This is a genomic window from Agrobacterium fabrum str. C58, from assembly GCF_000092025.1.
GTDB classification, from domain to species: domain Bacteria; phylum Pseudomonadota; class Alphaproteobacteria; order Rhizobiales; family Rhizobiaceae; genus Agrobacterium; species Agrobacterium fabrum.
In genome coordinates this window covers 1,452,421-1,477,048 of record NC_003063.2, presented here as the reverse complement: position 1 = coordinate 1,477,048, position 24,628 = coordinate 1,452,421, and the positions used below count along the sequence as shown (strand labels likewise).

The window sequence follows — 24,628 nt, the reverse complement described above, 5'->3', positions numbered from 1 at the left end:
AGACTACTCTTGGATACACAGCATGTTAAAAGAGATATAGAGTTTTTGGGGAATTGCGGAGATAATATCCGCAACGATTCAAGAACGCGTGAAATATACTATAGAATTAAGGACGAAAGAAACCAGGCACGCGCAGAAGAGCGGGCCGCCTCCCCTCAGGATAACCTGAAGATCTCCAGTAGCTGGGACAGTGTCAGCAATCTTGGATTGCAGATTATATATTCCGAAAGCAAGGATGTTGAAATATTGGCATGGCTTGCGGAAGCAAGCCTGCGACTTCGCGGCTTCCATGGACTGCGCGAAATCTACGAGCTTTGTGGTGATCTTTTTTACAACCACTGGGACTCATTGCGCTCGATCAGCGACGATAATGACGAAGAAAAATTTGCACCTTTTGCGGGATTGAATGGCATTGGCAGCGAGGGAACACTTGTTCAGCCACTCAGGCTGGCATCGCTGATCCCCGGAGGCAAATTCGGAGAACACAGTCTCTGGGATTTCCAGCTGGCGCAGCGGCCGAACGAGAGCAAACGCCGCGAAGAACTGTACCGGATAGCCTCCGAGGCCGGTGTTGCCGCCATGTCTTCCCATCTGGCAGCGGTGAATACCTGTCTCTCCTCGTTTGACGCCATTACCGCCGTTCTTTCCGAACGTTGCGGCCAGGCCGCCCCCCCGAGCTCCAATATCCGCAACACGCTTATCGAAGCGGCCGCGGCAATTCGCACGCTGGGTGGGCGCGACCAGGAACCGGCACCGGTCGAACAGACGCCGGCCATTGCTGCGGGCACCGATGAAAGCGGGCAGTCGGCCGCGCGGACATCCCCGGCATCCCCGGAAGGCATATCTTCGCGCGATGAGGCGTTTGAAACTCTTCTTTCGGTTGCGCGTTACTTTCGCCGAACCGAACCGCATTCACCGATCTCGCTCTCCATCGAAACGCTGGTTCGCAGGGGGCGCATGGATTTCTCGGAACTGCTGGCCGAGCTTCTGCCGGAAACGCAGGCCCGAAACGCCGTTCTGACGGCCGCCGGCATCAAACCCGGCGGAGACAATAACGGGAAATAAGCAACTCGGGACGAGACGCCGTCCCGCAACAGTCATCTATGCCAAGGGGCATCAAGGAGGTTGAAATGGCAAGTGTACATGAAAAGCTGGAGCGGGTTCGCAAACCACGCGTTCACATTAAATACGAAGTCGAAACCGAAGGCGCGATGGTGGTCAAGGAACTGCCTTTCGTAGTCGGCGTGCTCGGTGATTTCTCCGGCAATCCCACCCAGCCGCTCAAGCCGTTCGGTGAACGCAAATTCGTTCAGATCGACCGCGACAATTTCGACGAAGTCATGCGCCGCATGACGCCGGGCCTCAACATTTCCGTTGCCAACACGCTGCAGAAAGACGGCACGGACATGCAGGTCAACCTGAAGTTCGAAAGCATGGACGATTTCGAACCCGGCGCCGTTGTGCAGCAGGTTCCGGCGCTCAAGGCGCTTCTGGATGCCCGCAACGAGCTGCGCGATCTGCTTTCAAAGGCCGACCGTTCGGAAGATCTGGAACGGATGCTGGAAGATATTCTGCAGAACAAGACCGACCTCGCAACGCTGGTTTCCGAACTGAAGGAAAAGAACGGCGCGAGCGAATAATCGCCTGTGCGGAGGAAAACCTCCCCGAACGGCCCTGCGGGGCTTCAACTGTTCAAGCGGCATTTTCAAAGCCGCATGTGGAAGGACTGAAACATGAGCGCTGAAAGCCTGCTGAAAAGCGAAGCACAGGCAACGACCGCCGAAAATCAGGGACTGCTGTCCAAGGTGGTTTCCGCAACCCGCCAGACCGAACCGGATCGCGCGCAGAACCTCTTGCGCACGCTGACCGATCAGGCCCTGAAGGGAACGGTCAAATATGACCGCAACCTCACGGTCACCCTCAATCACGCGATCGCCGAGCTGGACCGGACGATTTCCGAGCAGCTCGCTGCCATCATGCAGGCGCCGGAATTCGCCAAGCTGGAAGGCACCTGGCGCGGGCTCAACTATCTCGTCAAAAATTCCGAGACGAGCGTGAACCTCAAGATCCGTGTCATGAACGCCGGCAAGCGTGAACTGGCGCGCGATCTGGAAAAAGCCGTCGAATTCGATCAGTCCCGCCTCTTCAAGGCGATCTACGAAGACGAATTCGGCACGCCTGGCGGCGAACCGCTCGGCGCCATCATCGGTGATTACGAATTCGGCAATTCCTTCGATGACGTACAGCTGCTGCAGGGCGTCTCATCGATCGCGGCGGCGGCTTTCGCGCCGTTCATCTCGGCCGCCAGCCCGCACATGTTCGGTTTCGAGGACTATCGCGACCTCGCCCGTCCGCGTGATCTGGAGAAAATTTTCGATACGGTGGAATATGCCAAGTGGCGCAGCTTCCGCGAAAGCGACGATTCCCGTTTCGTTACGCTCGCCTTGCCGCGTGTGCTGGCCCGCATGCCCTATGGTCCAAAGACCAACCCCGTCGATGATTTCGCCTATGACGAAACCAGGGGCGCGGTGAATGGCGATCTGCAGCATGACGAATATTGCTGGATGAACGCCGCCTACGTCATGGGCACCAAGCTAACCGAGGCTTTTGCAAAGAGCGGCTGGTGCACGGCGATCCGCGGTGCGGAAAATGGCGGCCGGGTGGAAAACCTGCCCATGCACGTCTTCTCCAGCGATGACGGCGATCTGGACCTGAAATGCCCGACCGAAGTGGGCATCACCGACCGCCGCGATGCGGAACTCGGCAAGCTCGGCTTCCTGCCGCTCTGCCACTACAAGAACACGGATTATGCGGTGTTCTTCGGTGCCCAGACCGCACACAAACCGAAGCTTTACGACAAGCCGGAAGCTACGGCCAACGCCGCCGTTTCCGCCCGCCTGCCCTATATCATGGCGACCTCGCGCTTCGCGCATTATCTCAAGGTGATGGGCCGCGACAAGATCGGCTCCTTCATGGAAGCGTCCGACTGCGAAGTCTGGCTCAACCGCTGGATCGCCAACTACGTCAACGCCAATGACGAAGCGGGCGAAGAAAGCCGGGCGAAGTATCCACTGCGCGATGCCAAGGTGACCGTGCAGGAAGTGCCCGGCAAACCCGGCGCCTACAACGCGGTCGCATGGATGCGGCCCTGGTTGCAGATGGAAGAACTGACGACCTCGCTGCGCATGGTCGCCCGTATTCCGTCCAAGAACTGAGCACGGACCGGGGTGATCAGCCACCCCGGCCCCGTTCATCACCGGAGCCCGCTCATGGCGCATCAGTCCTTTCCGGACGCCCGCATTTTCGCCGACCAGCTCATCGCCCTCATCGATGAGGCGCTGACCGGCCAGGTGAACGCCATTCTCCACCATCCCGATTTTCAGGCGATGGAGGGGAGATGGCGCGGGCTCGCCATGGTCGTGCGCGAAGCGGGCCGCAGCACCGACGTGAAGGTGAAACTGCTGAACGCCAGCTGGCGCGACCTTGCCCGGAACACGGAACGCGCCACCGACTTCGACCAGAGCCATCTTTTCGAAGTCGTCTATAACCGCGAATTCGGCATGCCCGGCGGCGAACCGGTGGGCTTGATGATCGGTGACTACGCCTTTTCTCCCGATGATCTTCAGGGTGCAGATTCCATCACCACGCTGTCGCAGATCGGCATGGTGGCCGCTGCGGCCTTCTGCCCCTTCGTGGCGGCAGCCGCACCTTCCGCCGTCGGCCTGCAGGATTTTTCCGAACTCAGCCGGGTTCATGACTTTTCCTCGCTGAAGCAGGAGAAATCTCGGCTTCGCTGGAATGCGCTTCGCGCCCGCGATGATTCTCGCTTCGTCGGCCTTGTCGCGCCGCGTGTTTTGCTGCGCTCTCCCTACAGGCCCTATGCGCGTGGACGCGATGACGGGTTTCCATTCCGCGAACATGTGGCGGAAAGCGGCGAGACACTGCTCTGGGGTAATGCCGCCTTCGCCTTTGCGACCGTGGTCGTGCGCAACTTCGTCGATTCCGGCTGGTTTGCGGATCTGCGCGGTGTGACGCAGGATGCGGTGGATGGCGGCATGCTCTCGCCCCGGCAATTGCCGCCGTTCGATCTCGGCATCGAGAGCAACGGTCTTTCCGCCCAGCCGCCCGTCGAGGTGCAACTGACGACGGGACAGGAACAGCAGTTTTCCGATCTCGGCATCGTGCCCGTCTCCACCACCTATCTTTCCGGCATGGCAATCTTCAACGCCAACCAGTCCCTGCATGCACCCGGCCATTATTCCACCGAAGCGGCGAGGCAGAACGCCCGCCTTGCCGCGATGCTGCAATATGTGCTGTGCGCCTCCCGGTTCTCGCATTATCTCAAGGTCATCATGCGTGATGACATCGGCCAGCTGAGCGATGCCACGACGATCGAGCGCAAGCTGGAAAGCTGGCTCTCTTCCTACACGCTCGGCAATGACGATGCGGAAGCGTCGTTGCGCACGCGCTATCCGCTGCGCTCTGCCGGGATCAATGTCTTCGAGGTTCCCGGCAAGCCGGGGACATTCTCCTGCACCGTGCGCCTCCAGCCGCATTTCCAGCTCGATGACGTCTCCACGAGCTTCCACCTCATTGCCGAAACCATGATGCCGCCCGCCGCCGCATCCCGGTCTTCGGCCGAGCCGCAAAGGATATCCGCATGACGCTGCGCGACGATATTTCCCGCCTCCTGGACGATAACCAGCTGCAAGACGCAATCGGGCTCGCGCGGGACCATGTTAAAGCAAAGCCGACCGACAAGGGTGGCCGCCATTTCTACATCGACCTGCTGGTCCTTGCCGGTGACTATGAAAAGGCCGATGCGCAATGCAATCTGGCCGCAACATTTTCGCCGCAGGACAGCGTTGGCTTTTCCCTCTTTCGCCACCAGCTGCGCGCCATGGCTGCACGCAATGCGTGGTTCGAAACCGGCGCGGTGCCGGATTTTCCCGGCGGTCCCTCCGAGCTCGATCAGCTGGCCATCCGGGCGAATATTGCCGCACGCAGCGGCGACGCGGGTACTGCCAGAACCGCACTGGCTGAACTCGACGAAAAACGCGGCAATGTGCCGATCGGCCACGATGGCAGGAGCGCCGGCGACATCCGCGATCTGGACGACCGGGTTCCGCATGCGCTGGAGGTCCTGACCAATGGCGGCCGCTACCTCTGGATCGATTACGGGCGCATCGAGAGTCTCAGCATCGACCCCATGAGCCGCCCGCGTGATCTGGCCTTTCGAGGCGCCGAACTGACTTTGCGTGACGGCGCGATCGCATCCGTGCTGCTTCCGGCGATCTATCATGGCGCGGGAGATGATGTCTGTCTCCTTCTCGGCCGGGAAACCCGCTGGAGTGAAGACGACCAGCCGCTGGCGACGGGCTTTGGACAGCGCTGCCTCCTGATTGGCGACGATGTGGTGCCGTTTCACGAGATTGGCGCGCTTTCCGCCCTGTCCGACGAAGAAAGGCAGATCGCCCGTGGTTGATCCGCTGGAGCAATATCGCGCACGGCAAAGGACGCTGTCGCGCTCCATTCTGGACCGGCTGCTCGATGACGCGCCGGACGCGGAAACGGATATGCTCGTCAGTCTGAAGGATCAGGCCAGCGAGATGCGCGAGGTGATCCGCCGCGATCTCGAGGCATTGCTCAATACCCGCCGCAACCCCGCCGGACCGCCAGCCGTTTTGAAGGAATTGGCAGATGCGCTGGTGAGCTATGGCGTGGACGGCATTCTTTCGGCCAATCTGGTGACGGATGCCTCCAAGGCGCAGCTCGCACGCAGCATCGAGCGGCGGATTTCCCTGTTCGAAACCCGCCTTGCCGATGTGCATGTGACGATCCTGAAAAACCGCACGGATGGCGACCGGGCGCTTCGCATGCGCATACAGGCAAGCTTCCGTCTTCAGGAAGGCATGCCGCCGATCAGCTTTGAATCCCGCATCGATCCGTCCACGCAACGTTTCTTGGTGGAGGCGACGAATGGCTGACGGCTTCCTCGAAAAATACAATGACGAGCTTTTTGCGCTGCGAAAACGCGCTTCGCGCTTTGCGGCGGCGTTTCCGAAGATCGCTGGCAGGCTGCGCATGACTGGTGATGTCGCCGACGATCCGCATGTCGAGCGGCTGATCCAGAGCTTTGCCTATTCCGCCGCCCGCGTGCGCCAAAAGCTGGACGACGAATTTCCCGAATTGTCAGACAGCCTGCTGGAAACGCTCTATCCGCATTATCTTGCGCCGATCCCTTCGATGAGCGTCGTGCAATTCGCTCCGAGTCCGGCGCTGGCAACCGTACAGACGCTTGCCCGTCACAGCGAAATCCTCGCCGAACCCGTGGGCGGCGAAAGCTGCCGTTTCCGCACCACGCAGGAGGTGCAGATCGCGCCGCTGCAGATCGCGGCAGCGACGCTTGCCGGCCAGCCGATCGACGCGCCTTTTTCGGCATCCTTTGCCGGCACTGCCAGTTGCCTGCGGCTTTCGCTGCGCAGCACGGCGCCGCGCGGCGGCACATTCCCGGAAATGGGACTGACGAAACTCCAGGTCTTCCTGTCCGCTGCATGGCAGCAGGCAACGGCGCTTTACGAGCTTTTGACCAACCATTGCGTCGGCATGGCGCTTGCCCGTCATTCCGAGGACAAGGAAGCCATCTTCCTGCCGGCCGGCAATCTCAGACCTTCCGGGTTCACTCGCGATCAGGCCATGTTGCCCTATCCGGCCAACAGCTTTGACGGATACAGGCTTCTCACCGAATTCTTCGCGCTGCCGCAGAAGTTTCTCTTTCTCGATATTGACGGGCTGCACAGATGGAGCGGCGGTGATTGCGAGCTTTATATCTACCTGGATGCCGCCGATGCGCAGCTTGAGCGCATGGTGTCGGTCAAGGATTTCGTGCTGAACGCGTCTCCGGTCATCAACCTCTTCAAGCAAAGCTGCGAACCGCTCAGCCTAGATGGAACCCGGACCGAATACCGCCTGCTGCCGGATGCACGCCGCCAGCGGACCCGCGAGATATACGCGGTCGAAGACGTCCAGCTGACCAGCCGTTCCGGGCAGAGCGAGAAAACCTCTCCCTTCTTCGGCCGCACCCAACGCAACAATGGTGCGAATGTGTTCTGGCAGATCCAGCGCCGGTTCGACGATGATGGCTCCTCCGATACCGACATCGCCTTCGTGGATGAAAAGCGCGGACCGCTGGGGCCGCTCGACGTGGTAGCGAGCATCGACACGCTCTGCATCAACCGCGAGCTGCCGAGCCAGCTTCCGTTTGGTGGTGGGCACCCCTTCCTGCAACTTTCGACCGGCAATGAAGCGGTGAAATCGGTCCATGCGCTGATGCCGCCGACGGCGGCGATCCGCGTCAACGAACGCTCGGCGCGCGAGTGGCGGCTGATATCGCATCTTCTCCTCAACCATCTTTCCCTCACCGATAGCGGCGGCGCTCCGCTGAAAGATATTCTGTCGCTTTATTCCTTCAGAGACAGCCCGGAAACCCGGCAGCTCGTGGAGGCGATCAGCAAGGTCGAAGCCCAGAATTCCCACGCCCGCATCGGCGCGACGATGGTACCCGGCACCGACATAACGGTGGAGTTCGATCCTGCGCTGATCGCACGGCCTGCGGCCTTTGTATTCGCCGGCGTCCTCAACCATTTCTTCGGGCTTTACACCTCGATCAACAGCTTTACGCGGCTGACGGCGACGATGCGTGGCCATTCCAAACCAATTGCCCGCTGGCCGGCCCGCGCCGCTGACCGGCCGTTGCTTTAGGAGACCGGGATGGACCAGCAAATGCCAACCATAAAAGACCGGCAGGCCGCGCTTCTCAGCGACGATCCCGGCCGTTTCGAACCCACCACCGCGTTTCGTGTTGCCCAATTCGTCGCAGCGGATGACGGGGTCGTCATCGGTGCTCATGGCGGCACACAGCCGACACCGCTCGCGGTCAGCGGTTTTAATCAAAAGCGCGGCCATGCCGAACTGAAATCCGCCTTCGCCCCGATCGTCGGTCCGCTTGGGTCGCTGCCGCCGGCCTATGGCGAATTGCTGCAACGGGAAGAACGTAATCGTTCCGCGGCGCTCGCGAGCTTCTTCAATCTGTTCGCGGCAAGGTTCAGCGAGCTTTTCGTCGCCGCAACGGAGAAATATCGCCTCGCAAGGGGCCTGCGCTGGTCGGCCAGGGAACAGGACAACGGTTTCCGCAAAACCCTGCTGGCGCTGACGGGGTTCAGGACGACGGGACTGGCACAGAAGGCCGGCGTTGCCGAAGACACACTTCTGCGTTTCAGCGGGCTGTTGGCCAGCCGCAACCGAAATGTCAGCGCGCTCACCTCCATGCTGTGCGAGTTCACCGCGCTTCCGGTCACGGTCGAACAGTTTCGGCGGCGCTGGGTGGCTTTGCCGCTTCACGAACAAAGCCAGCTCGGACAGGCCTCCGGACTGAGGCTGGGGCAGAACACGACGGCAGGAAGCGCTGTCGAAGATATGAGCGGCGGCTTCCGGGTGGTGATCGGCCCCGTCGGCTATGCCGACTATCTGGCCCTGACGCCCGGATCGAAGCGGCTTGCGGAAATATTCGCGCTGACGCGCCTGTTCGTTGGAAGCGCGCTGCATTTCGATGTGCAGGTGATCCTGAAAAAGGAGGACATTCCCTTTTGCCGCCTCGGCCAGTCCGATGCGCCCGCCCGTCTCGGCTGGAACAGCTGGGCCCGCGTGGCACCCGCAGAAAAAGACAGCGCCGATGCTGTTGTGACCGAGCGCGAAGGCTCGGCTATTTCCGTGTGAGGGCCAGGACATGAAGCTTGCACTCAAGAACACACGGAACATCGGGACGGGAAAAGCCGGCCAGTGGAGCTTCGAGCGAGGCCGCCGCGCAATTGGCCGGTCTCGTGATTGCGACTGGCAGATCGATGACAATGAGCGGCGCGTTTCCAAGCTGCATTGCACGCTGAGCCGCGACGGCGAAGGTTTCATCATCCTCGACCAGAGCGCAAACGGCACGCTCGTCGATGGCCGTCTGTTGCTTGAGGGCGAAAGCGCGCGTCTTCGGGACGGTTCGCAGATCAATATCGGCGGGCAGATTTTCGAGGTCGCCATCAGCGGCAATGCGGAGCTCGATTTTTCCGATCCCGACGCCTCGCTGAAGATGAGTGACGAGACGCTGACCATTTCGGCGATCCTTGCCGATATCGCCCCGAACGGCCGTTCTGCCGGCGGCCTGCTGGGCAACACCGCCGCCGCCGATGACTGGCCGGAAACACGGCGCGAAAGCGCGGGCCGGAAGGCGAAGTCCATTTCGCGCAACGTCGAGATCGGCTGGAGCGAACCGCCCTCTGCGCAGGGAATTGGCACTGTTCTGCCTGATGACTGGGATACGGAGCCGGCTGCAAGCAGCGACCACGAACATACCGATGCGCTGAACACGCCGGTCATGATCTCACGTCCGGTCTCGGCTTCGCATGACCGGGATTTTGACAGCGTTTTCCCGGATACAGACGAAGACCCGATCCGCCAGGGCAGATTGCCCGCGGACACGGCGACCGCACAGGAGATCGGCGATCTTCTGACGGCACTGGAAAGGGAAAGTGCCGATTGCCTGGCCATCCTCGACATTGAGAGCGATCATGCCGGCCAAGGCCCGGCACCATCCCTCAGCGAGCGAATGGAAACGCTCATTGGCCAGCAGCGCCGTCTTGCCGCCTCGCTCGAAACCCTCATGCATGGCTGCACGCAGAAACTCGAGCCCCGGCTTCTTGAGGCCGCTGTCGATGCCGGCAACGATTTTCGCGCGAAGATCGGGCGCAGAGACTGGCAGGGGCTGGTCATGAAGACCGACTACTGGTCGGCTTACAAAAAACAATTCGAAGAAAACGGCCGTCCATTGCCGGTCAGGCAGTTCCTGCAGCGGGCAGCGCGTGGTGAAGCCGCGTCCGCACGGGAGACTGACGCGACCGCGGCCGATGCCAAGGGGGTAAACAACCACGATGAGACATGAGAACCGTGTTGCCTGGAGCGAGGGCATGTTTCTTCGCGTTCAGCATTTTCAGCAATCCGACCGCTGGACCGAACGTCTGGTGCGCAACACCACGCGCAACCTTTCGCCCTACCCCTGGGGCATCGCCGAGATCGGTGTGGACCGCAGCGCATTATCGATAGGGCAATTCGCGCTGTCGAACCTGCGCGGCGTGCTTCCCGACGGCACACCCTTCGAGGCACCTGAGGATTCCGACCTGCCGCCGCCGCTCGATCTCGATGAAAGCGTCAAGAACGCCATCATCTATCTTGCCCTGCCGGCCCGGCAGCCGGGCAAGGCGGATATGTCCACCAGCGGCCGCAATGACACGAACAATGTGCGCTTCACCGCCTCGAGCTATGAAGTCACCGACACCAATATCGAAACGGATTTCGTGGCCCCGATCGACGTCGGCCGCCTCAGCCTGAAATTCCTCAAAACCGGTGACGATCTTTCCGGTTACGATCTCATCGGGCTGGCGCGGGTGATCGAAGTCCGCTCCGACCGTGCGGTCATCCTCGATCCGGATTTCATTCCTCCAAGCCTCAGCTGTGCAGCAGCGCCCCGCCTCAACGAATTGCTGACGGAGCTTCTGGGGATCGTGCGCCACCGGGCCCAGGCGATTGCCGAACGCATCGGCGACCCGACGATCCGGGGAACGGCGGAAGTGGGCGATTATTTCCTTCTGCAGATCCTCAACCGGGCCGATCCGCTGCTCGCGCATCGCGGTGCCAACGCCACACGTTTTCACCCCATCCGCTTTTACGAAGACTGCATCCAGCTTGCCGGAGAGCTTGCCACCTTCACCACGGACAGGAAGCGGGCGACGGATTTCCCGCCCTACCGGCACGAAGATCTGAAAGCCACCTTCGGTGCTGTCTTTGATGATCTGCGCACCTCGCTGTCGGCAGTTCTGGAGCAGGCAGCCGTGGCAATCGAACTGGTGGAACGCCGCCATGGCGTCCGCGTCGGCACCATCCACGACCGCACGCTTCTGCGCGATGCTGGTTTCGTGCTGGCCGTGCGCGCGGATATGGCCGCCGAGGATATTCGCCGCCGCCTGCCGGCACAGATCAAGGTCGGACCGGTGGAACGGATTTCCGAACTGGTCAATGTGGCGCTGCCGGGCATCCCCGTGCGGTCCCTGCCGGTCCTGCCGCGGCAACTGCCCTATCGATCCGGCACCGTCTATTTCGAGATCGACACGCAGTCGCCGCTCTGGAAACAGCTTGATACCTCAGGTGCCATTGCCCTGCATCTGGCGGGCGAGTTCCCCGGGCTTGAAATGGAAATGTGGGCGTTACGCGAATGAGCACGGACAACCCCTCTTCCTGGCAGGATTTGCCGACGGTGGTCGAGATCACCGAGGAAAGCCGCCGGCGCAACCAGAACGCCCGCAACATGGCGGCGATCCTCGAAGACATCGTCGAGACCGACGAGCAGGCTCGCCCCGCCAGGGGGAAAGTGGCCACCCTACCGGTCGACAAGCTGCTGACCGGTTTCCACTTCGGCGGAGAGGAGGTGCCGACACTTGTGCAATCGGCGGCTCCCCTTCTCAACCTCGCACATCTGCTGCGCTTCAGCGATGCCGAGCCGGACCCCGACCAGCTTCGCCGCGCCTGCGTGGAGGCGATCACCCGTTATGAGCGCGATCTCGCTTCCGCCCGCATCAGCCCCGAGCGGGCAAGAGCGGCGCATTACGTCGTCTGCGCAACCGTGGATGATGTCGTTCTCAGCAAGCCCTGGGGTGTGCGGGCCGGCTGGGCGCGCTCCGGCCTCGTTTCCACCTTCCACAATGACGTGACCGGTGGCGACCGGGTTTTCGACATTCTCGACCATTTCCACCAGTCGCCCGGCGCCAACAAGGATCTGCTGCTGCTGATCTATCTGTGCCTGTCGCTGGCTTTCGAAGGACGCACCCGCGTTTCATCGAAAGGGGCACTGGAGCTTTCACGCATCCGCGACAGTCTCTACAAGACGCTGATCGGCCAATATGGCACCTTCGAGCGGGAGCTTTCTCCACATTGGAAAGGCGTCGATGCCCGCCATACGCCACTGCGGACGATGACCGCGCTGTGGACCCTGCTGTCGCTGATGGCACTCGCCTTCGCGCTTGGTTATCTCTTCTTCACGCTATCGCTCAACAACGCATCCGATGTCACCTTCGAAAGGCTTGCCCATCTGCCGCCGACCGAGACGCCGAGCGTGCTGATCTCGAACCCGCCGCCCCACCCACCGGCGCAAGTCGAAATTCCCAGGGTTGTCGAGCCGCCGAAGACGGTGGCGCCGAGACAACCCTCCCGGCTTGAAAAGCTGATGGCCTTCCTGCAGCCGGAAGTCGACAAGAAGCTTGTGACCCTTGCGGATGTGAACGGGCGGCTGCGGGTTCGCATCAACAATTCGGGCCTGTTCACGACAGGCAGCGCCGATGTCAGCCCGCAGTTCCGCGATCTCATCCAGCGTATCGGCGGTGCGCTTGCGGCTGAAAAATTCCGCGCCGTCGTCATCGGTTATACCGACACCGTGCCGATCAAGACGGTGGAGTTTCCATCGAACTGGCACCTTTCCGAGGCGCGCGCCAAGGCGGTCGGAGACATTCTTTCACAATTCACCGGCCCCGACGCAATCCTGACCGAAGGCCGAGCCGACAGCGACCCGATCGCCGACAACAAAACGGAAGAAGGCCGCCAGATAAACCGCAGAACAGAAATCATGGTCCTGACCAATCCCGATGAAAAACTGAGCGACGCCGGCATTCTCTCGCCGCCCATAGAGAACAGTTCGGGACAGCAGCCGGGAGAGGCCCAGCCATGAATCCATTGAGCTATTTTTATACGATCCGTTCCTATGTCGAGAGCTATGCGGCCCTCGTCGGCCGGCGTTTCCTCTCGCTTTTATGGGTGATCGCGCTCTGCGTCGTCGTCTGGTTCTACGGCTATCTGATCGCGCTCGGCGATTTCAAACCGCTTGGAACGGTGCAGGCGCGGCTCATCGCCATCGGCATCATCGTCGCCGTCTGGCTGGTCTACATCATCGTCACGATCTACCGCGGCCGCAAACAGGACAAGGAACTCGTCGACAGTATCGAGCGCGAGGCGCTGGCCAATCGGCAGGCGGAAATCGGCGAAATCCAGACCCGCCTGAAAGAAGCGCTCGCGCTCTTGCGGCGCGTCACGAAAAAGCGCTTCGGTTACATTTACGACTTGCCCTGGTACGTGATCTTCGGCGCACCCGGCTCCGGCAAGACGACGGCGCTGACCAATTCCGGCCTGCAATTTCCGCTTGGCGATGCGCTCGGTGAAAATGCGGTGAAGGGTATCGGTGGCACGCGCAACTGTAACTGGTGGTTCGCGGACGAGGCGATCCTTATCGACACTGCCGGTCGCTATACCACCCAGGATGACCTCGACGGTTCCTCGAAGGCCGGCTGGGAAGGCTTTCTTGGCCTTTTGAGGCGATATCGTCGTTCGCAGCCGATCAATGGCGCATTGGTCACGCTGTCCATTCCCGATCTGCTCAACCGCGATCCCGAAGAACAGCGGCAGGAGCTGCGCTCCATCCGCCAGCGTCTTTCGGAACTTGACGAATATCTGCATGCCCGCGTTCCGGTCTATATCGTCCTGACGAAAGCCGACCTGCTGCATGGTTTCGTGGAATTTTTCGATGGATTCAACAAGACCGACCGCCAGCAGGTGTGGGGCACCACCTTCAAGCTGGATGAGAGCTACTCCGCCGAAAACCTGCCGCAGCGTCTGACGGAAGAATTCGAACTGCTACAGCAGCGGGTCGATGCCATGCTGATCGAACGCCTGCAGCAGGAGCAGAATGCGGAAATACGCGGCCGTATCTTCCGTTTTCCAGCCGAACTCGCGCGGCTGAAAGATCGCCTGCACGAGGCCCTTGCCGAACTTTGCGCAAGTTCGCCTCTCATCGAGGCGCCGCTTCTGCGCGGCGTTTATTTCGCGTCGGGAACGCAGCCGGAAACGGAAAAATCTCCCGCGGCATCCAGAACCCGCCGCAGCTATTTCCTGTCGCGGTTGTTCAAGGACGTCATCTTCCCTGAAGCCGCCCTGGTGACGCGTGACAAGCGCCTTTCCCGGCGGCAATTGCTGGTGCGGCGCATTGCTTATGCCGTATCCGCCACGGCGGTCGCCATCGTCTTCACCGGCTGGATTTTCACCTATTTCGCCAATACGCAGGCGCTGGCCGAAGCGGATCGCAAACTTGGCGCTTATGAGCAGCTCGTTCAGGGAATTCCCGTGCGCGAGGTCGCGGACGCCGATTTCCTGCGGATCCTCCCCGCGCTCGACAATCTGCGCGATGTCAATTCCGGCTTTGCCCGCGAACGCGTGTGGAATGTCAGCTTCGGTCTTGATCAGGAAGACAAGATTGCCGGCCGGCAGCGTGACGCCTATCAGCGCGCACTCAACGCCCTTCTGCTGCCGCGCATGATCGTGCAGCTGCAAAAGCAGCTGAAGGACGAAAAGGATGTCACCCGCACGTTCAATTCGCTGAAACTCTACGGAATGCTGGGCGGGATGGGTGGTCTGGACCGCGATTTCCTGACCACGCAGACGCATCAGATGTTCGCATCCCTTTATCCCGGTGACGGAAGGGCGGCGGCGAGAGAAGCGCTTGACCAGCATGCAAAGGCGCTCGCTGACGGCGTGCTCGCCCCGATCGAGCTCGATGCGCGGCTCATCGCCACCGCCCGCGAAACCATCCGCGATCAGGCGATTGGCACACGCGCCTATGATATTCTCGCCGGCCTTCCGCAAGTGCGGGAATTGATGGAATGGACACCCGCTACGGCTTTCGGCCCGCTGGGGGAGCGTGCTTTCGAGCGTCGCAGCAAAGCGCCGATGGCCGAGGGGATAGAGGGCCTTTTCACCGCCGATGGATATCGCCGCGTTGTCATCCCGCAGGTCGCGCATGCGGCCCGCGTCGCGCTTTCCGAAGGATGGGTGCGCGGTTCTGACGATGCCATCAAGGGTGCGACTGTCGAGCAAGTGGCGCAGGCCGCGCTGCAAATCTATTTCGACAGGTTCGAGAAAATATGGGCCGACACGCTGTCCGATCTGCGCGTCAAACCATCCCAGAGCCTCGGCGACGCGGTGGAGACAACACGGGCTCTTGCCAATGAGCGCAATATCGTGGTGGAGGCTGCCAGATCGATCGCAGAGGCGACCGATCTCCGCCCCGGAGCAAACCCCGCCGCCCTCGCCTCCGCTGCGGAAGGAGACGCAACCGCAGCCGTTCTGGCCGCTACGGTGAATGCGGCCGATCCCTATGCGAGACTGCGCGACATGCTGGCGACGAAAGGCGCAGCTACAACGGGCGAGCAGCCCAATGGCGACAAGACCGGTGGTTCGCCATCGGAACAGTTACTCGCGCATTTCAAGCTGCTGAACGAACAGCTTGCCCGTTCGGCAACCACCTCCGATGAGGTCGCCAAGGTGTTCGACGTGGACAGCCAGCTCACCAAGGCCAATCAGGATCTGTTGCAGCAGGCACGCGAATTGCCGGCACCGCTCGACGTCTGGGTGGCAGGCGTGGCGGCGGATGTCGGCTCGCTCGCGGTCAAGTCCGCACGCAGCCGCATCGCCGAACTCTGGACGGCCGATTCAGCCTCCCTGTGCTCCTCGATCGTGACCGGTCGTTATCCCTTCGACCGAGCCTCCTCCCGCGATGTCGCGATTGCGGATTTTACCCGTCTCTTCGCGCCGACGGGGGTTTTCCAGAGCTTCTTCAAACAGCGCATGGAACCGTTTGTCGACAAGACGACGACCCCATGGAGCTGGAAAGGCACCTTCGGCGCCGCCGGCATTCCCAGCAGCGCCGTCGCCCAGTTCGAAAATGCCGACAAGATTTCGCGCGCCTTTTTCCCGAATGGCAGCGAGACGCCGACGGTTTCGATCAATGTCAAACCCGTCTCGCTCACCAATGCCTCCAGCGCGGTGATGCTGGAAATCGAAGGCGAGCGGGTCGTTTATTATCATGGACCGATCCAGGCGAAATCGATTACCTGGCCCTCGCGCGAAAACACGGCGAGCCTGTCGCGCATCGCCTTCCAGCCGGGCGGCTGGCAGCAGGCGAAGACCGAAAACGGCGACTGGTCGCCCTTCCGGCTGTTTGACGGTGCCAATATCGAAAATCAGTCGGGTGAGCTGTTGCGGGTGCGGTTTGAGAATGGCGTCCAGGCTGCCGAGTTCGATATTCAGTTCGGCTCGGTTCTCAATCCATTCAAGCTGGATGCGATTGCCAGCTTCGCCTGCCCTGCGCAGTTCTAGTGACGGAACGAGGCGGTGGTGTTTCAAAAGAGGGGATTATGATGAAGGCAAGCACGAAAAACACCGTGGGCAATCGCAACTGATGGCCGATCAGGCATCAAGGTCCACGCAAACAGCGGCGGAAAGCGATCGCATCGGTTTCTTCGGCAAGGTCCCCAGCCATGGCGATTTCATTTCCGATGGGCTCGAGCGGGAATTGATCGCTACCTTCGACGACTGGATGCGATCCGGCATGCACGCCTGCGCGGATATGTTCGCAGGCCGATGGACAGAGATATTCTCGTCGTCGCCGCCCATACGCTTCATCGTCGAAAGCGGCATATGGGGAAACTGCGCCTATGCCGGCGTGCTGGTGCCGAGCGCCGACCGGGTGGGCCGTAAATATCCGCTTGCCATCATTGCCCAGCTCAACGGCTTCCGCAGACATCCGCGAACACTCTATCTCGACGACACCTGGTTCATGGCCGTAGAGGCATTGGCCGAGACATCGATGACCGGCGATTTCGACGTGTCCCGGTTTAATGCCTCGATCAAGAAATTGCGCCTACCGAAGCCGCGGGACGAGGATGACGCGCCGGAAATGGTCCGCGGCCGCGCGCCGACAAGCCTCTGGTGGCACATCGATCCCGTCAGCCGCCGTGCACGCGGCCTCAAATTCGACGGCAAGCCGAGAGCATCCGATTTTCTGCGCCTCTTCAGCGACATGACAGGCAAAGGCGACGAGGACGGTTCAAGAGCAGCGCCGGCGCCGGCAACGGTGCAGGAGAAGACAAAACAGCAAATACCGCCCGTGACACCCGCGCCAGCCCACCCAGCGGAACAGCCGTCATCTGTCATCTACAGCTATGCCACACATCCGGGAACGCGGCTTTCCCTGAATGCGGATGCACTGTTCGTTTCCCAGACGCCTTCCCTCTTCGCCATAGCGGATGGACAAGGCGATACGCATAGCGCCGCAGAGGCCGCGCGCCTCGCCACGAATATTCTTGCTGAAACGCCAGATGCCGAAAACCCGGAGATGATGGCACAGCAGATCAGGGGAAAGCTCGGCACCGTCAACAGCCTGCTCCTCTCCCGTCAGGCGACTGGTGCCGATGGCAGGCCGATGGCCAGCGTCGTCATAGCCTCGATCATCGCCCACAGGCTGAGCGTCCTGTGGTCCGGTGATGCGCGCGCCTATCTCCTGAAAAACGGCACCATGCACCAGCTTTCGCGCGATCACGTCGTTGTCGGCATGAAAAAACAGCTCTCGCAATGTGTCGGGCTTTCCCAGCAATTCCGGCCGGATATCGTCTTCGATGAGTGGGGTTTGCAGGACAGGCTACTGCTGTGCAGCTACCCGCTCGTACAAATCCTCCGAGAACGCGCCATTGCCGAGATCGTCTTCAACACCCCGATCAAGGATTGCGCCAATGCCCTGGTCCAGGAAGCGCTGATCGAAAACGCCCGTGAGAATGTCAGCGCCATCGTGATTGGAAACCGGCGTGAGCAAGGCTAGACATCCACTTGATGAGCCTGCCTATCCGGAGGTAGCCGGACGTTTTTCCGACCTATGGCGAAGCATTCGCCATGATGGCATGCGGGAAAGAAGCGATCAGGAGCAAAAAGACCTGATCGACCAGATCCGAAATGCGTTGGATCGAAAAACATCTGGCGTTTCCGGCGAAAAACCGGACTGGATCGCGAACAGCTTTGCCGTGAATTGCACAGCCTACCAGAGCGAGACGACGCTTCTGCTACAATTGCGCCACCGCGATCTCGGCTCGCTGCACGCGCTGAAAACCGTGCCACCGGGCAGTCGCGACGACGCTGTTCTGCTGCAACGCTTGCGGGACGAGGCCAAGATCGGGCTCGCGCTGCGCCATCCCTGCCTTGCGGAAACATCAGCGCTTCTGAGATTGCCCGATGGCCGGCCTGGCCTTTTGCAGCCATGGTTCGCGCACTCGCTGGCATCGATCGTATCTACACAACCGATCGCCGCCTCGCAGGTGATCTCGATCCTTCGCCGCGTGCTGGAAGGGCTGAGTGCCATGCATGCACTTGGATATGTGCATTGCGACGTCACGCCAGCCAATATTCTGCTGGCGGATGGTAATTTCGAAACGGCGAAACTGGGTGATTTCGGCATCGCCCTGCGGATTGGCCGGAAACACGCGGAACAGGGCATGCGCTTTGCCGGCTCGCCTGAATTCGCGGCACCGGAACAAAGGCAAGGCGCACCCGCAAAGCCGGATCAGGACATATACGCCGTGGGACGGCTCGCCCGGCGGCTGATCGCGACGGATGAGGCGCAGTCACCGCAACGCCTCGCAGATTTTGCGCAGGCCTGTTGCCACGACGATCCTGCCCTACGTCCGCAAACGGCGGCGGAAGCGCTACAGCTTCTGTAGCGCCGGCGTCAGTTGCCGCTGCCGGGCAGCGGGGCTGCCGCCGTCGGCACACTCTTCTGGAACACGGTCAGCAGCTTGGCCGAATCCACCAGCGGTGCATTGCTGGCATACAGCACATCGCCCTTCTGCATCTGGAAGAGCTGCATGAGCGCAATGCTCGAAGCGTCGCGCATGTTGACGTGATAGATCACCGGTCGCATGCTGGTGGCCATCGCTACCGGGCCTTTCGCGCCCGATGCCCTTGCAACGGGAACCTGAACGATCTCGTTGCGGAACACATAGACATTGCGCGCATCGGCACGGTCATCCAGCAAGCCACCGGCGCGGCCGACAGCCTGCGCCAGGGTCAGCTTTCCGGCTTCAAACTGGAATTCACCGGCGCTCTTGAAGGCGCCAAGCGCCGTATAACTTGCCGCGTCGCCATCGATCATGATCTGATCATCCGGTGAAAGGCGGATGTTCTGACGGTCTTCCCGCATGATACGGTCAAGCGGCGCGCTGGCTCTCTGCGAGCCGCGAACGACCGTAACGTTGGCCGCACCCGGAGCGACGGTCGGACCGCCAGCCTGGTTGAGGGAGTCAAGTACACGCTCCTGACGGGCGGTGAGCACGATCTTTCCGGGGGTCTTCACCGCACCGCTGAGCATGACGGCGCTCGTCGGCTTGTCGACGACGGTAACCACGGCCTGCGGGTTCACGGCAGAGCCCTTGAGGCCGGCGACGACCTGCGATTGCAGCCCTTCAGGCGTAGAATCGATAACCCTCTGCTTGCCGACGAAAGGAATATTGACCGAACCGCTCTGATCCACGGTAAAGCGGCCGAGATTGAGCGTCTTGCTCTGTGTTGGAGAGAAAAGACCGTCTTCACCCGTGTCCAGCACGGTGATGTCGATCACGTCGCCACGCCGCAATCTCTGGGCGTTGTAACCGGTGTTGCGAAGCGCGGTGAGGCCGGGACCGGAAGCGCTTTGAATGCCGCCTGCAGAGACCGTGGCCGCCGGTGCATTGGCCAGCTCGATAACAGGGATTTTTTCGTTGGTTCGAGGGAAGGTCGCAGACCGGATATTGCCCGCGGTCGGCCCGTCAGATGGCTTTGCACAGGCGCTCAAAAGAGCCATCAGCAAAACCGTACCCAACTTTTTCATCCCTCATCCCCTCGATGATTCAACCTGACGCAGAGATAACATCCCAACACGTCATCGCAACAACTTTAGCGGTTGCAATTTAGCGAAAACTTGTCTTCCAAAGAAAAGGTGTGACCATTCCGCAACCTTTTCCGAAGGGTTATCTTACGAACCCCAACAATGCACCGATGAGAAATAACCCACCTCCACCGACTGCAATATTGGATGGAACGGTTTTGCAGTGCGGGAGTTTGTCTTGTGCAACCCAAGACAGGAGGAAGAACAATGGACCATACCAATCACGTACGCCTCGTTGAAACGGAACTCACCCCCTCGGTGCTCGAAGGGGCAACCGTTTATGGCGCAGACGACCATAAGGTCGGCAAGGTTGACCATGTCCATGGTGTCGGAGCCGCCACCACCGCCATCATCGATGTCGGCGGTTTTCTCGGCATCGGCGCGAAGCCGGTCGCAGTCCCGCTCAGCGACCTTGACTTCATGCGCGATGAAGACGGCGACGTCCACGCGGTGACCTCTTGGACGAAGGATCAGCTGAAAGAGATGCCCGAGCATCGTCACTGAACCCATCTCACCAGACTTCATTAACGCCCGGCCATGTGCCGGGCGTTCGTTTATATGGGGCACTCCCCGCCCCCACTCCGCTTCCGCCGCCAAATGGAACGCTTGCGCCTGTCAGGCATTTTCATCGCGCAATAATTGGTTGTGCGGCATTCAAGGGGACAACAATTGAACAGTCAGATTCAGGCCAGCCCGCTGAGCATCGATGACGTGACGGTTATCGACGACGACAAGGTCAAAAAAGCCGTAACAGCGGCCGCTCTAGGCAACGCCATGGAGTGGTTTGACTTCGGCGTTTACGGTTTTGTCGCTTATGCCGTCGGCAAGGTTTTTTTCCCGGATGCAGCCCCCGCCGTTCAGACGGTGGCGGCACTTGCGACATTTTCGGTGCCGTTTCTTATCCGTCCGCTGGGCGGCATTTTTTTCGGTGCGATGGGCGACAAGTTCGGGCGCCAGAAAGTCCTCTCGCTCACCATCATCATCATGGCGGCCAGCACCTTCTGCATCGGTCTCATTCCGGGTTATGCGACCATCGGCATATGGGCGCCCATCCTGCTGCTGCTCTGCAAGCTCGTTCAGGGCTTTTCCGTCGGCGGCGAATATACCGGCGCGGCCATCTTCGTGGCGGAATATGCGCCGGACCGAAAACGCGGTTATCTCGGAAGCTGGCTCGATTTCGGTTCGATCGCCGGCTTTGTGCTCGGCGCGGGGCTTGTCGTTCTGCTCAGTAGCGCCATGGGGGAAGCGAAATTCCTCGACTGGGGCTGGCGCATCCCGTTCTTCCTGGCCGCGCCGCTCGGGCTCATCGGCCTTTATCTCCGCCACGCCGCGGAAGAAACTCCGGCCTTCACCGAACGCCTGCAGCGCGCCGAGGAGGAGGACCGGCAATCGCTGAAAGAGCGGCCGATGGTGCCGATAGCGGAAATCGCCAGAGAGCATTTCCGCTCACTGGCAATCTGCATCGGCATGGTTCTGGTCACCAACGTGACCTATTACATGCTGCTGACCTACATGCCGACATATCTGTCGAAGACGCTGAATTACAGCGAGGATCACGGCGTTCTCATCATCATCGCCGTGATGGTTGGCATGTTGTTCGTCCAGCCGGCTATCGGGCTTCTGAGCGACCGGATCGGCCGCAAGCCGTTTCTCGCCGCTGGCAGCACGGCGATCCTTTTTCTGTCGCTACCGGCTTTTCATCTCATCGCCAGCGGACAGGTCGTCCAGATATTCTTCGGCCTGCTTATTCTCGCAGTCGCGCTCAATTGCCTGATCGGCATCATGGCCTCGACTTTGCCGGCCCTCTTCCCGGCCCGCATTCGCTACAGCGCGCTGGCAATCGCCTTTAATATCTCGATCATCGTTGCCGGGCTGACACCAACGGTAACCGCCTGGCTGGTGGAAGTGACCGAGAACATCTACATGCCGGCCTATTACCTGATGGTCGCAGCCGTTTTTGGCATCGTCACGACCTTCTTCCTGAAGGAAACGGCCAACCGGCCGCTTTATGGCGATACGCCAAATGCCTCCAGCCGCAAGGAAGCGAAATCGCTTCTGGCGGAGCAATATCAGCATATCGAAAAAAGCGTCGAAGAGATCGACGAAGAACTCGCTAAACTGGAGGAGCAGAAGAAGATTCTACAAACCAAACGCGAAGGACTCGTCGGGCGTCATCCGGACCTGACCTGACAACGCTGCATCCTAAAATGAAATGCGCGGCGGTGCGTGTTGCACCCCGCGCATTCGTTTTAGTGGATTTTAGCAATCAGCGTTCTCAAACGGCGAGGAAACCGCCATCAACAGGCAATACGGCGCCGGAAATCATCTTGCTGTCGTCAGATAGCAGCAGCGCGATGCTCTGCGCCACCTCTTCCGCTTCCGCAAAGCGGTTGAGCGGATGGCGAACCATCATCGGCTGGCTCTTTTCGGGATCGTTCCAGGCTTCGGCGGCGAGTTCCGTCAGCGTGATGGTGGGCGCGACGGCGTTGACGCGGATACCATGGGGCCCAAGCTCCTTGGCAAGAACGCGGGTTGCACCTTCGAGCCCGGCCTTCGATGCCGCATAGCACAAATGATCCTGAAAACCGCGATGGCCGGCAATCGAGGTGATGTTGACGATGGCACCGCCGCCGCCATTTGCGACGCGGCCGCGGGCAAATTCCTGGCAGGTGACGAGCGCAGCACGCAGGTTGATGCCGAGCACCGCCTCATATCCGGCGTCGCTCATGTCTAGCACGCTTTCCAGCACGTTGATGCCGGCGCTGTTGATGAGAAAATCGCACGGGCCAGCTTCCGCCATGGCGGCACGGGTGGCGGCGATGTCTGCGAGGTCGACACGGATCGAACGTCCACCGATTTCGCTTTTCAGGCTGTCGAGATCGGACTGGGTGCGGCTGATCGCCACCACTTCCGCACCGCGCGCGGCCATCAGTTGCGCGCAGGCGCGGCCGATGCCTTTGCCCGCGCCGGTGATGATGACGGATTTTCCGGAAAACTGCATGGAATCCTCGTTATTTTGCGGCCATAGATAGCGGCCAAGCGATTGTCGATCAGGAATGGCTGGCGGAGCGAATGGCACGCGCCGCATTCTGCAGCGCCAGAAACGCGTCGTAACGCGCCTGGTGAATCTTCTGAAAATCGGGATCGGGCATTGCACTGCTGTCGATACGCGACATCGCCGGCATGGCAGCCATCAGGTCCGGATAGGTTCCAGCGGCAACGGCGCCGAGCATGGCAGATCCAAGCAGCACCGGCTCCTCGCATTCGGTCAGTTCAACCGGGAGGCCGGTCGCATCTGCCAGCAACTGCCTGGCAAGCGGATGAGCGCCTGCTCCGCCACTGACGCTGATGGTTTCCACCGGCGCGCCGTTGCGGGCCTGTGTTTCGATGATCTGGCGAAGCCCGTAACCGAGGCCGAGAAGCCCCGCCACATAGAGCGCGACGAGGGAATCCACGCCCGTCTCCATGCCATAACCGGCAATGATGGCGCGAGCATGGGGATCGGCGAAGGGCGCGCGATTGCCAAGGAATTCCGGCACCATATGAAAATCTTCGGCAAGCTTCACTGCGGCGGAAGCGGATGCGGCGAGGCTGAGCGCGCGGTCGGCAAGCCAGACTGGCAATGCTTTGCCGTCCTTGTCGGCAAGCGCTTTTGCCTCGGCAAAGGCCGGGTGCAACTGCACAAGGTAATCGATGGCCGCACCGGCGGCGGACTGGCCGCCTTCATTGAGCCATGCGCCAGGAACCATTGCGGAATAATAGGGACCCCAGACACCCGGCACAAAGGCGGGCTCAGTGGTGGTCGTCATGGTGCAGGACGAGGTGCCGAAAACATAACCGAGGCATCGTGATGCATCACCACCCGCAGCCACCGTACCGACACCGCCGGCATGGGCGTCGATCAGGCCAGCGGCGACGGCGGTTCCTGCGACCAGACCCATGGCCTTGGCGGCCTCTTCGGTCAGGCCATTACCCAGTGCCGTGCCGGGATGGACCACGCTTTCACCGATGCGGCGAAAGCCCTGCTCCGCCAGATCGCCAAGGCCGATCTTGGTGAAATATTCCGCATCCCAGCGGTTTTCGTGGGCGAGATAGGTCCATTTGCAGGTGACCGTGCAGGCGGAGCGATCAAGCGCCCCGGAGGCCTTCCAGGTCAGAAAATCCGTCAGGTCGAAGAAGTGTTCGGCACGGGCATAGATATCCGGCCTGTTTTCGCTGAGCCACAACAGCTTGGGCGTCTGCATTTCCGGTGAAATGCGGCCGCCAACATATTTCAGGACGGCATGCTTGCCGGCGTTGATGCGTTCAGCCTGCTCGACAGCACGGTGGTCCATCCAGACGATGATATCACGTTCGGGATGATCGGCAGCACCTACCGGCAGGGTCACGTCACCGGGTCCGCGAACCACAAGAGAACAGGTCGCGTCGAAGCCAATGCCGGTAACCTCCGCCGGATCGATACCGGCGCGTGAAACGCTGTCGCGAACGCTATCACAAACCGCCTGCCACACCTCTGCGCTCGATTGCTCGGCAATGCCGCCATCCTCCCGGTGCATGCTGATCGGGCGCTTGGCGGTGGCGAGAAGCTTGCCCGCGACATCAAAGACACCGGCCCGCGCCGAGCCGGTCCCGACATCGACGCCAACAAGATAGGAAGCCATTTGCGATACTCCTCGGAGCGGATCATCCGGTGCTTGAACAGGTTGAAGCGGCGGAACCGTTTCCGGTTCTTCCGCCGCTCCA

19 protein-coding genes are annotated in these 24,628 nt (G+C 60.8%); 16 read left to right on the top strand and 3 right to left on the bottom strand.

What is annotated here, in order from left to right; translation table 11 throughout:
* The first annotated feature begins 9 nt into the window (after window positions 1–9).
* From tssA to ATU_RS20275, 14 genes are all read left to right on the top strand, one after another.
* Window positions 10–1,065, top strand: a complete 1,056-nt coding sequence (gene tssA / locus ATU_RS20340; protein ID WP_010973762.1) for a type VI secretion system protein TssA — start codon at window positions 10–12, stop codon at window positions 1,063–1,065.
* 65 nt (window positions 1,066–1,130) lie between these two features.
* Complete coding sequence (tssB, locus tag ATU_RS20335) at window positions 1,131–1,640, top strand: type VI secretion system contractile sheath small subunit (protein WP_010973761.1); 510 nt, start codon at window positions 1,131–1,133, stop codon at window positions 1,638–1,640.
* A 93-nt stretch (window positions 1,641–1,733) separates the two neighbouring features.
* Entirely contained in the window at window positions 1,734–3,215 is a 1,482-nt protein-coding gene (tssC, locus tag ATU_RS20330) for a type VI secretion system contractile sheath large subunit (protein WP_006315895.1), read from the top strand.
* Window positions 3,216–3,269: 54 nt separating this feature from the next.
* Window positions 3,270–4,664, top strand: coding sequence for a type VI secretion system contractile sheath large subunit (tssC, locus tag ATU_RS20325; RefSeq protein WP_006315896.1), 1,395 nt, complete (start codon window positions 3,270–3,272; stop codon window positions 4,662–4,664).
* A complete protein-coding gene (locus ATU_RS20320) occupies window positions 4,661–5,485 on the top strand; it encodes a type VI secretion system accessory protein TagJ (protein WP_006315897.1) in 825 nt (274 codons plus the stop codon). The genes tssC (ATU_RS20325) and ATU_RS20320 overlap by 4 nt, the downstream gene beginning before the upstream one ends.
* Window positions 5,478–5,987, top strand: coding sequence for a type VI secretion system baseplate subunit TssE (gene tssE, locus ATU_RS20315; RefSeq protein ID WP_006315898.1), 510 nt, complete (start codon window positions 5,478–5,480; stop codon window positions 5,985–5,987). The genes ATU_RS20320 and tssE overlap by 8 nt, the downstream gene beginning before the upstream one ends.
* Window positions 5,980–7,761, top strand: a complete 1,782-nt coding sequence (tssF, locus tag ATU_RS20310) for a type VI secretion system baseplate subunit TssF (protein ID WP_010973760.1) — start codon at window positions 5,980–5,982, stop codon at window positions 7,759–7,761. The genes tssE and tssF overlap by 8 nt, the downstream gene beginning before the upstream one ends.
* Before the next feature lie 9 nt (window positions 7,762–7,770).
* The gene (tssG, locus tag ATU_RS20305) at window positions 7,771–8,775 is read left to right on the top strand and encodes a type VI secretion system baseplate subunit TssG (protein WP_010973759.1); all 1,005 of its coding nucleotides are present in this window, start codon (window positions 7,771–7,773) and stop codon (window positions 8,773–8,775) included.
* A 10-nt stretch (window positions 8,776–8,785) separates the two neighbouring features.
* Entirely contained in the window at window positions 8,786–9,985 is a 1,200-nt protein-coding gene (locus ATU_RS20300) for a type VI secretion system-associated FHA domain protein (protein WP_010973758.1), read from the top strand.
* On the top strand, window positions 9,975–11,315 hold the full coding sequence (tssK, locus tag ATU_RS20295; protein ID WP_010973757.1) for a type VI secretion system baseplate subunit TssK: 1,341 nt from the start codon (window positions 9,975–9,977) through the stop codon (window positions 11,313–11,315). Before ATU_RS20300 ends, tssK begins: the two co-directional genes overlap by 11 nt.
* Window positions 11,312–12,817: a type VI secretion system protein TssL, long form gene (tssL, locus tag ATU_RS20290; protein WP_010973756.1), complete on the top strand. Its 1,506-nt coding sequence runs from the start codon at window positions 11,312–11,314 to the stop codon at window positions 12,815–12,817. The genes tssK and tssL overlap by 4 nt, the downstream gene beginning before the upstream one ends.
* Window positions 12,814–16,293, top strand: coding sequence for a type VI secretion system membrane subunit TssM (gene tssM / locus ATU_RS20285; protein ID WP_010973755.1), 3,480 nt, complete (start codon window positions 12,814–12,816; stop codon window positions 16,291–16,293). Before tssL ends, tssM begins: the two co-directional genes overlap by 4 nt.
* Window positions 16,294–16,375: 82 nt before the next feature.
* Window positions 16,376–17,791, top strand: coding sequence for a type VI secretion system-associated protein TagF (gene tagF, locus ATU_RS20280; protein WP_010973754.1), 1,416 nt, complete (start codon window positions 16,376–16,378; stop codon window positions 17,789–17,791).
* A complete protein-coding gene (locus ATU_RS20275; RefSeq protein WP_035257928.1) occupies window positions 17,778–18,683 on the top strand; it encodes a protein kinase domain-containing protein in 906 nt (301 codons plus the stop codon). The genes tagF and ATU_RS20275 overlap by 14 nt, the downstream gene beginning before the upstream one ends.
* A gap of 8 nt (window positions 18,684–18,691) precedes the next feature.
* On the opposite strand, the gene ATU_RS20270 is transcribed toward ATU_RS20275, so the two are convergent.
* Window positions 18,692–19,828, bottom strand: coding sequence for a polysaccharide biosynthesis/export family protein (locus ATU_RS20270; protein ID WP_035257912.1), 1,137 nt, complete (start codon window positions 19,826–19,828; stop codon window positions 18,692–18,694).
* A gap of 264 nt (window positions 19,829–20,092) precedes the next feature.
* Here ATU_RS20270 and ATU_RS20265 point away from each other — a divergent pair, with 264 nt between their 5' ends.
* A complete protein-coding gene (locus ATU_RS20265) occupies window positions 20,093–20,389 on the top strand; it encodes a PRC-barrel domain-containing protein (protein ID WP_006315910.1) in 297 nt (98 codons plus the stop codon).
* Between the two features lie 165 nt (window positions 20,390–20,554).
* A complete protein-coding gene (gene proP, locus ATU_RS20260; protein WP_035257910.1) occupies window positions 20,555–22,075 on the top strand; it encodes a glycine betaine/L-proline transporter ProP in 1,521 nt (506 codons plus the stop codon).
* An 85-nt stretch (window positions 22,076–22,160) separates the two neighbouring features.
* Here the strand turns inward: proP and ATU_RS20255 are convergent, their stop codons facing one another.
* Together ATU_RS20255 and ATU_RS20250 are read right to left on the bottom strand one after the other, a co-directional pair.
* The gene (locus ATU_RS20255; protein WP_006315912.1) at window positions 22,161–22,886 is read right to left on the bottom strand and encodes an SDR family oxidoreductase; all 726 of its coding nucleotides are present in this window, start codon (window positions 22,884–22,886) and stop codon (window positions 22,161–22,163) included.
* 49 nt (window positions 22,887–22,935) lie between these two features.
* Complete coding sequence (locus ATU_RS20250) at window positions 22,936–24,546, bottom strand: FGGY-family carbohydrate kinase (RefSeq protein ID WP_010973748.1); 1,611 nt, start codon at window positions 24,544–24,546, stop codon at window positions 22,936–22,938.
* Window positions 24,547–24,628 lie beyond the last annotated feature (82 nt).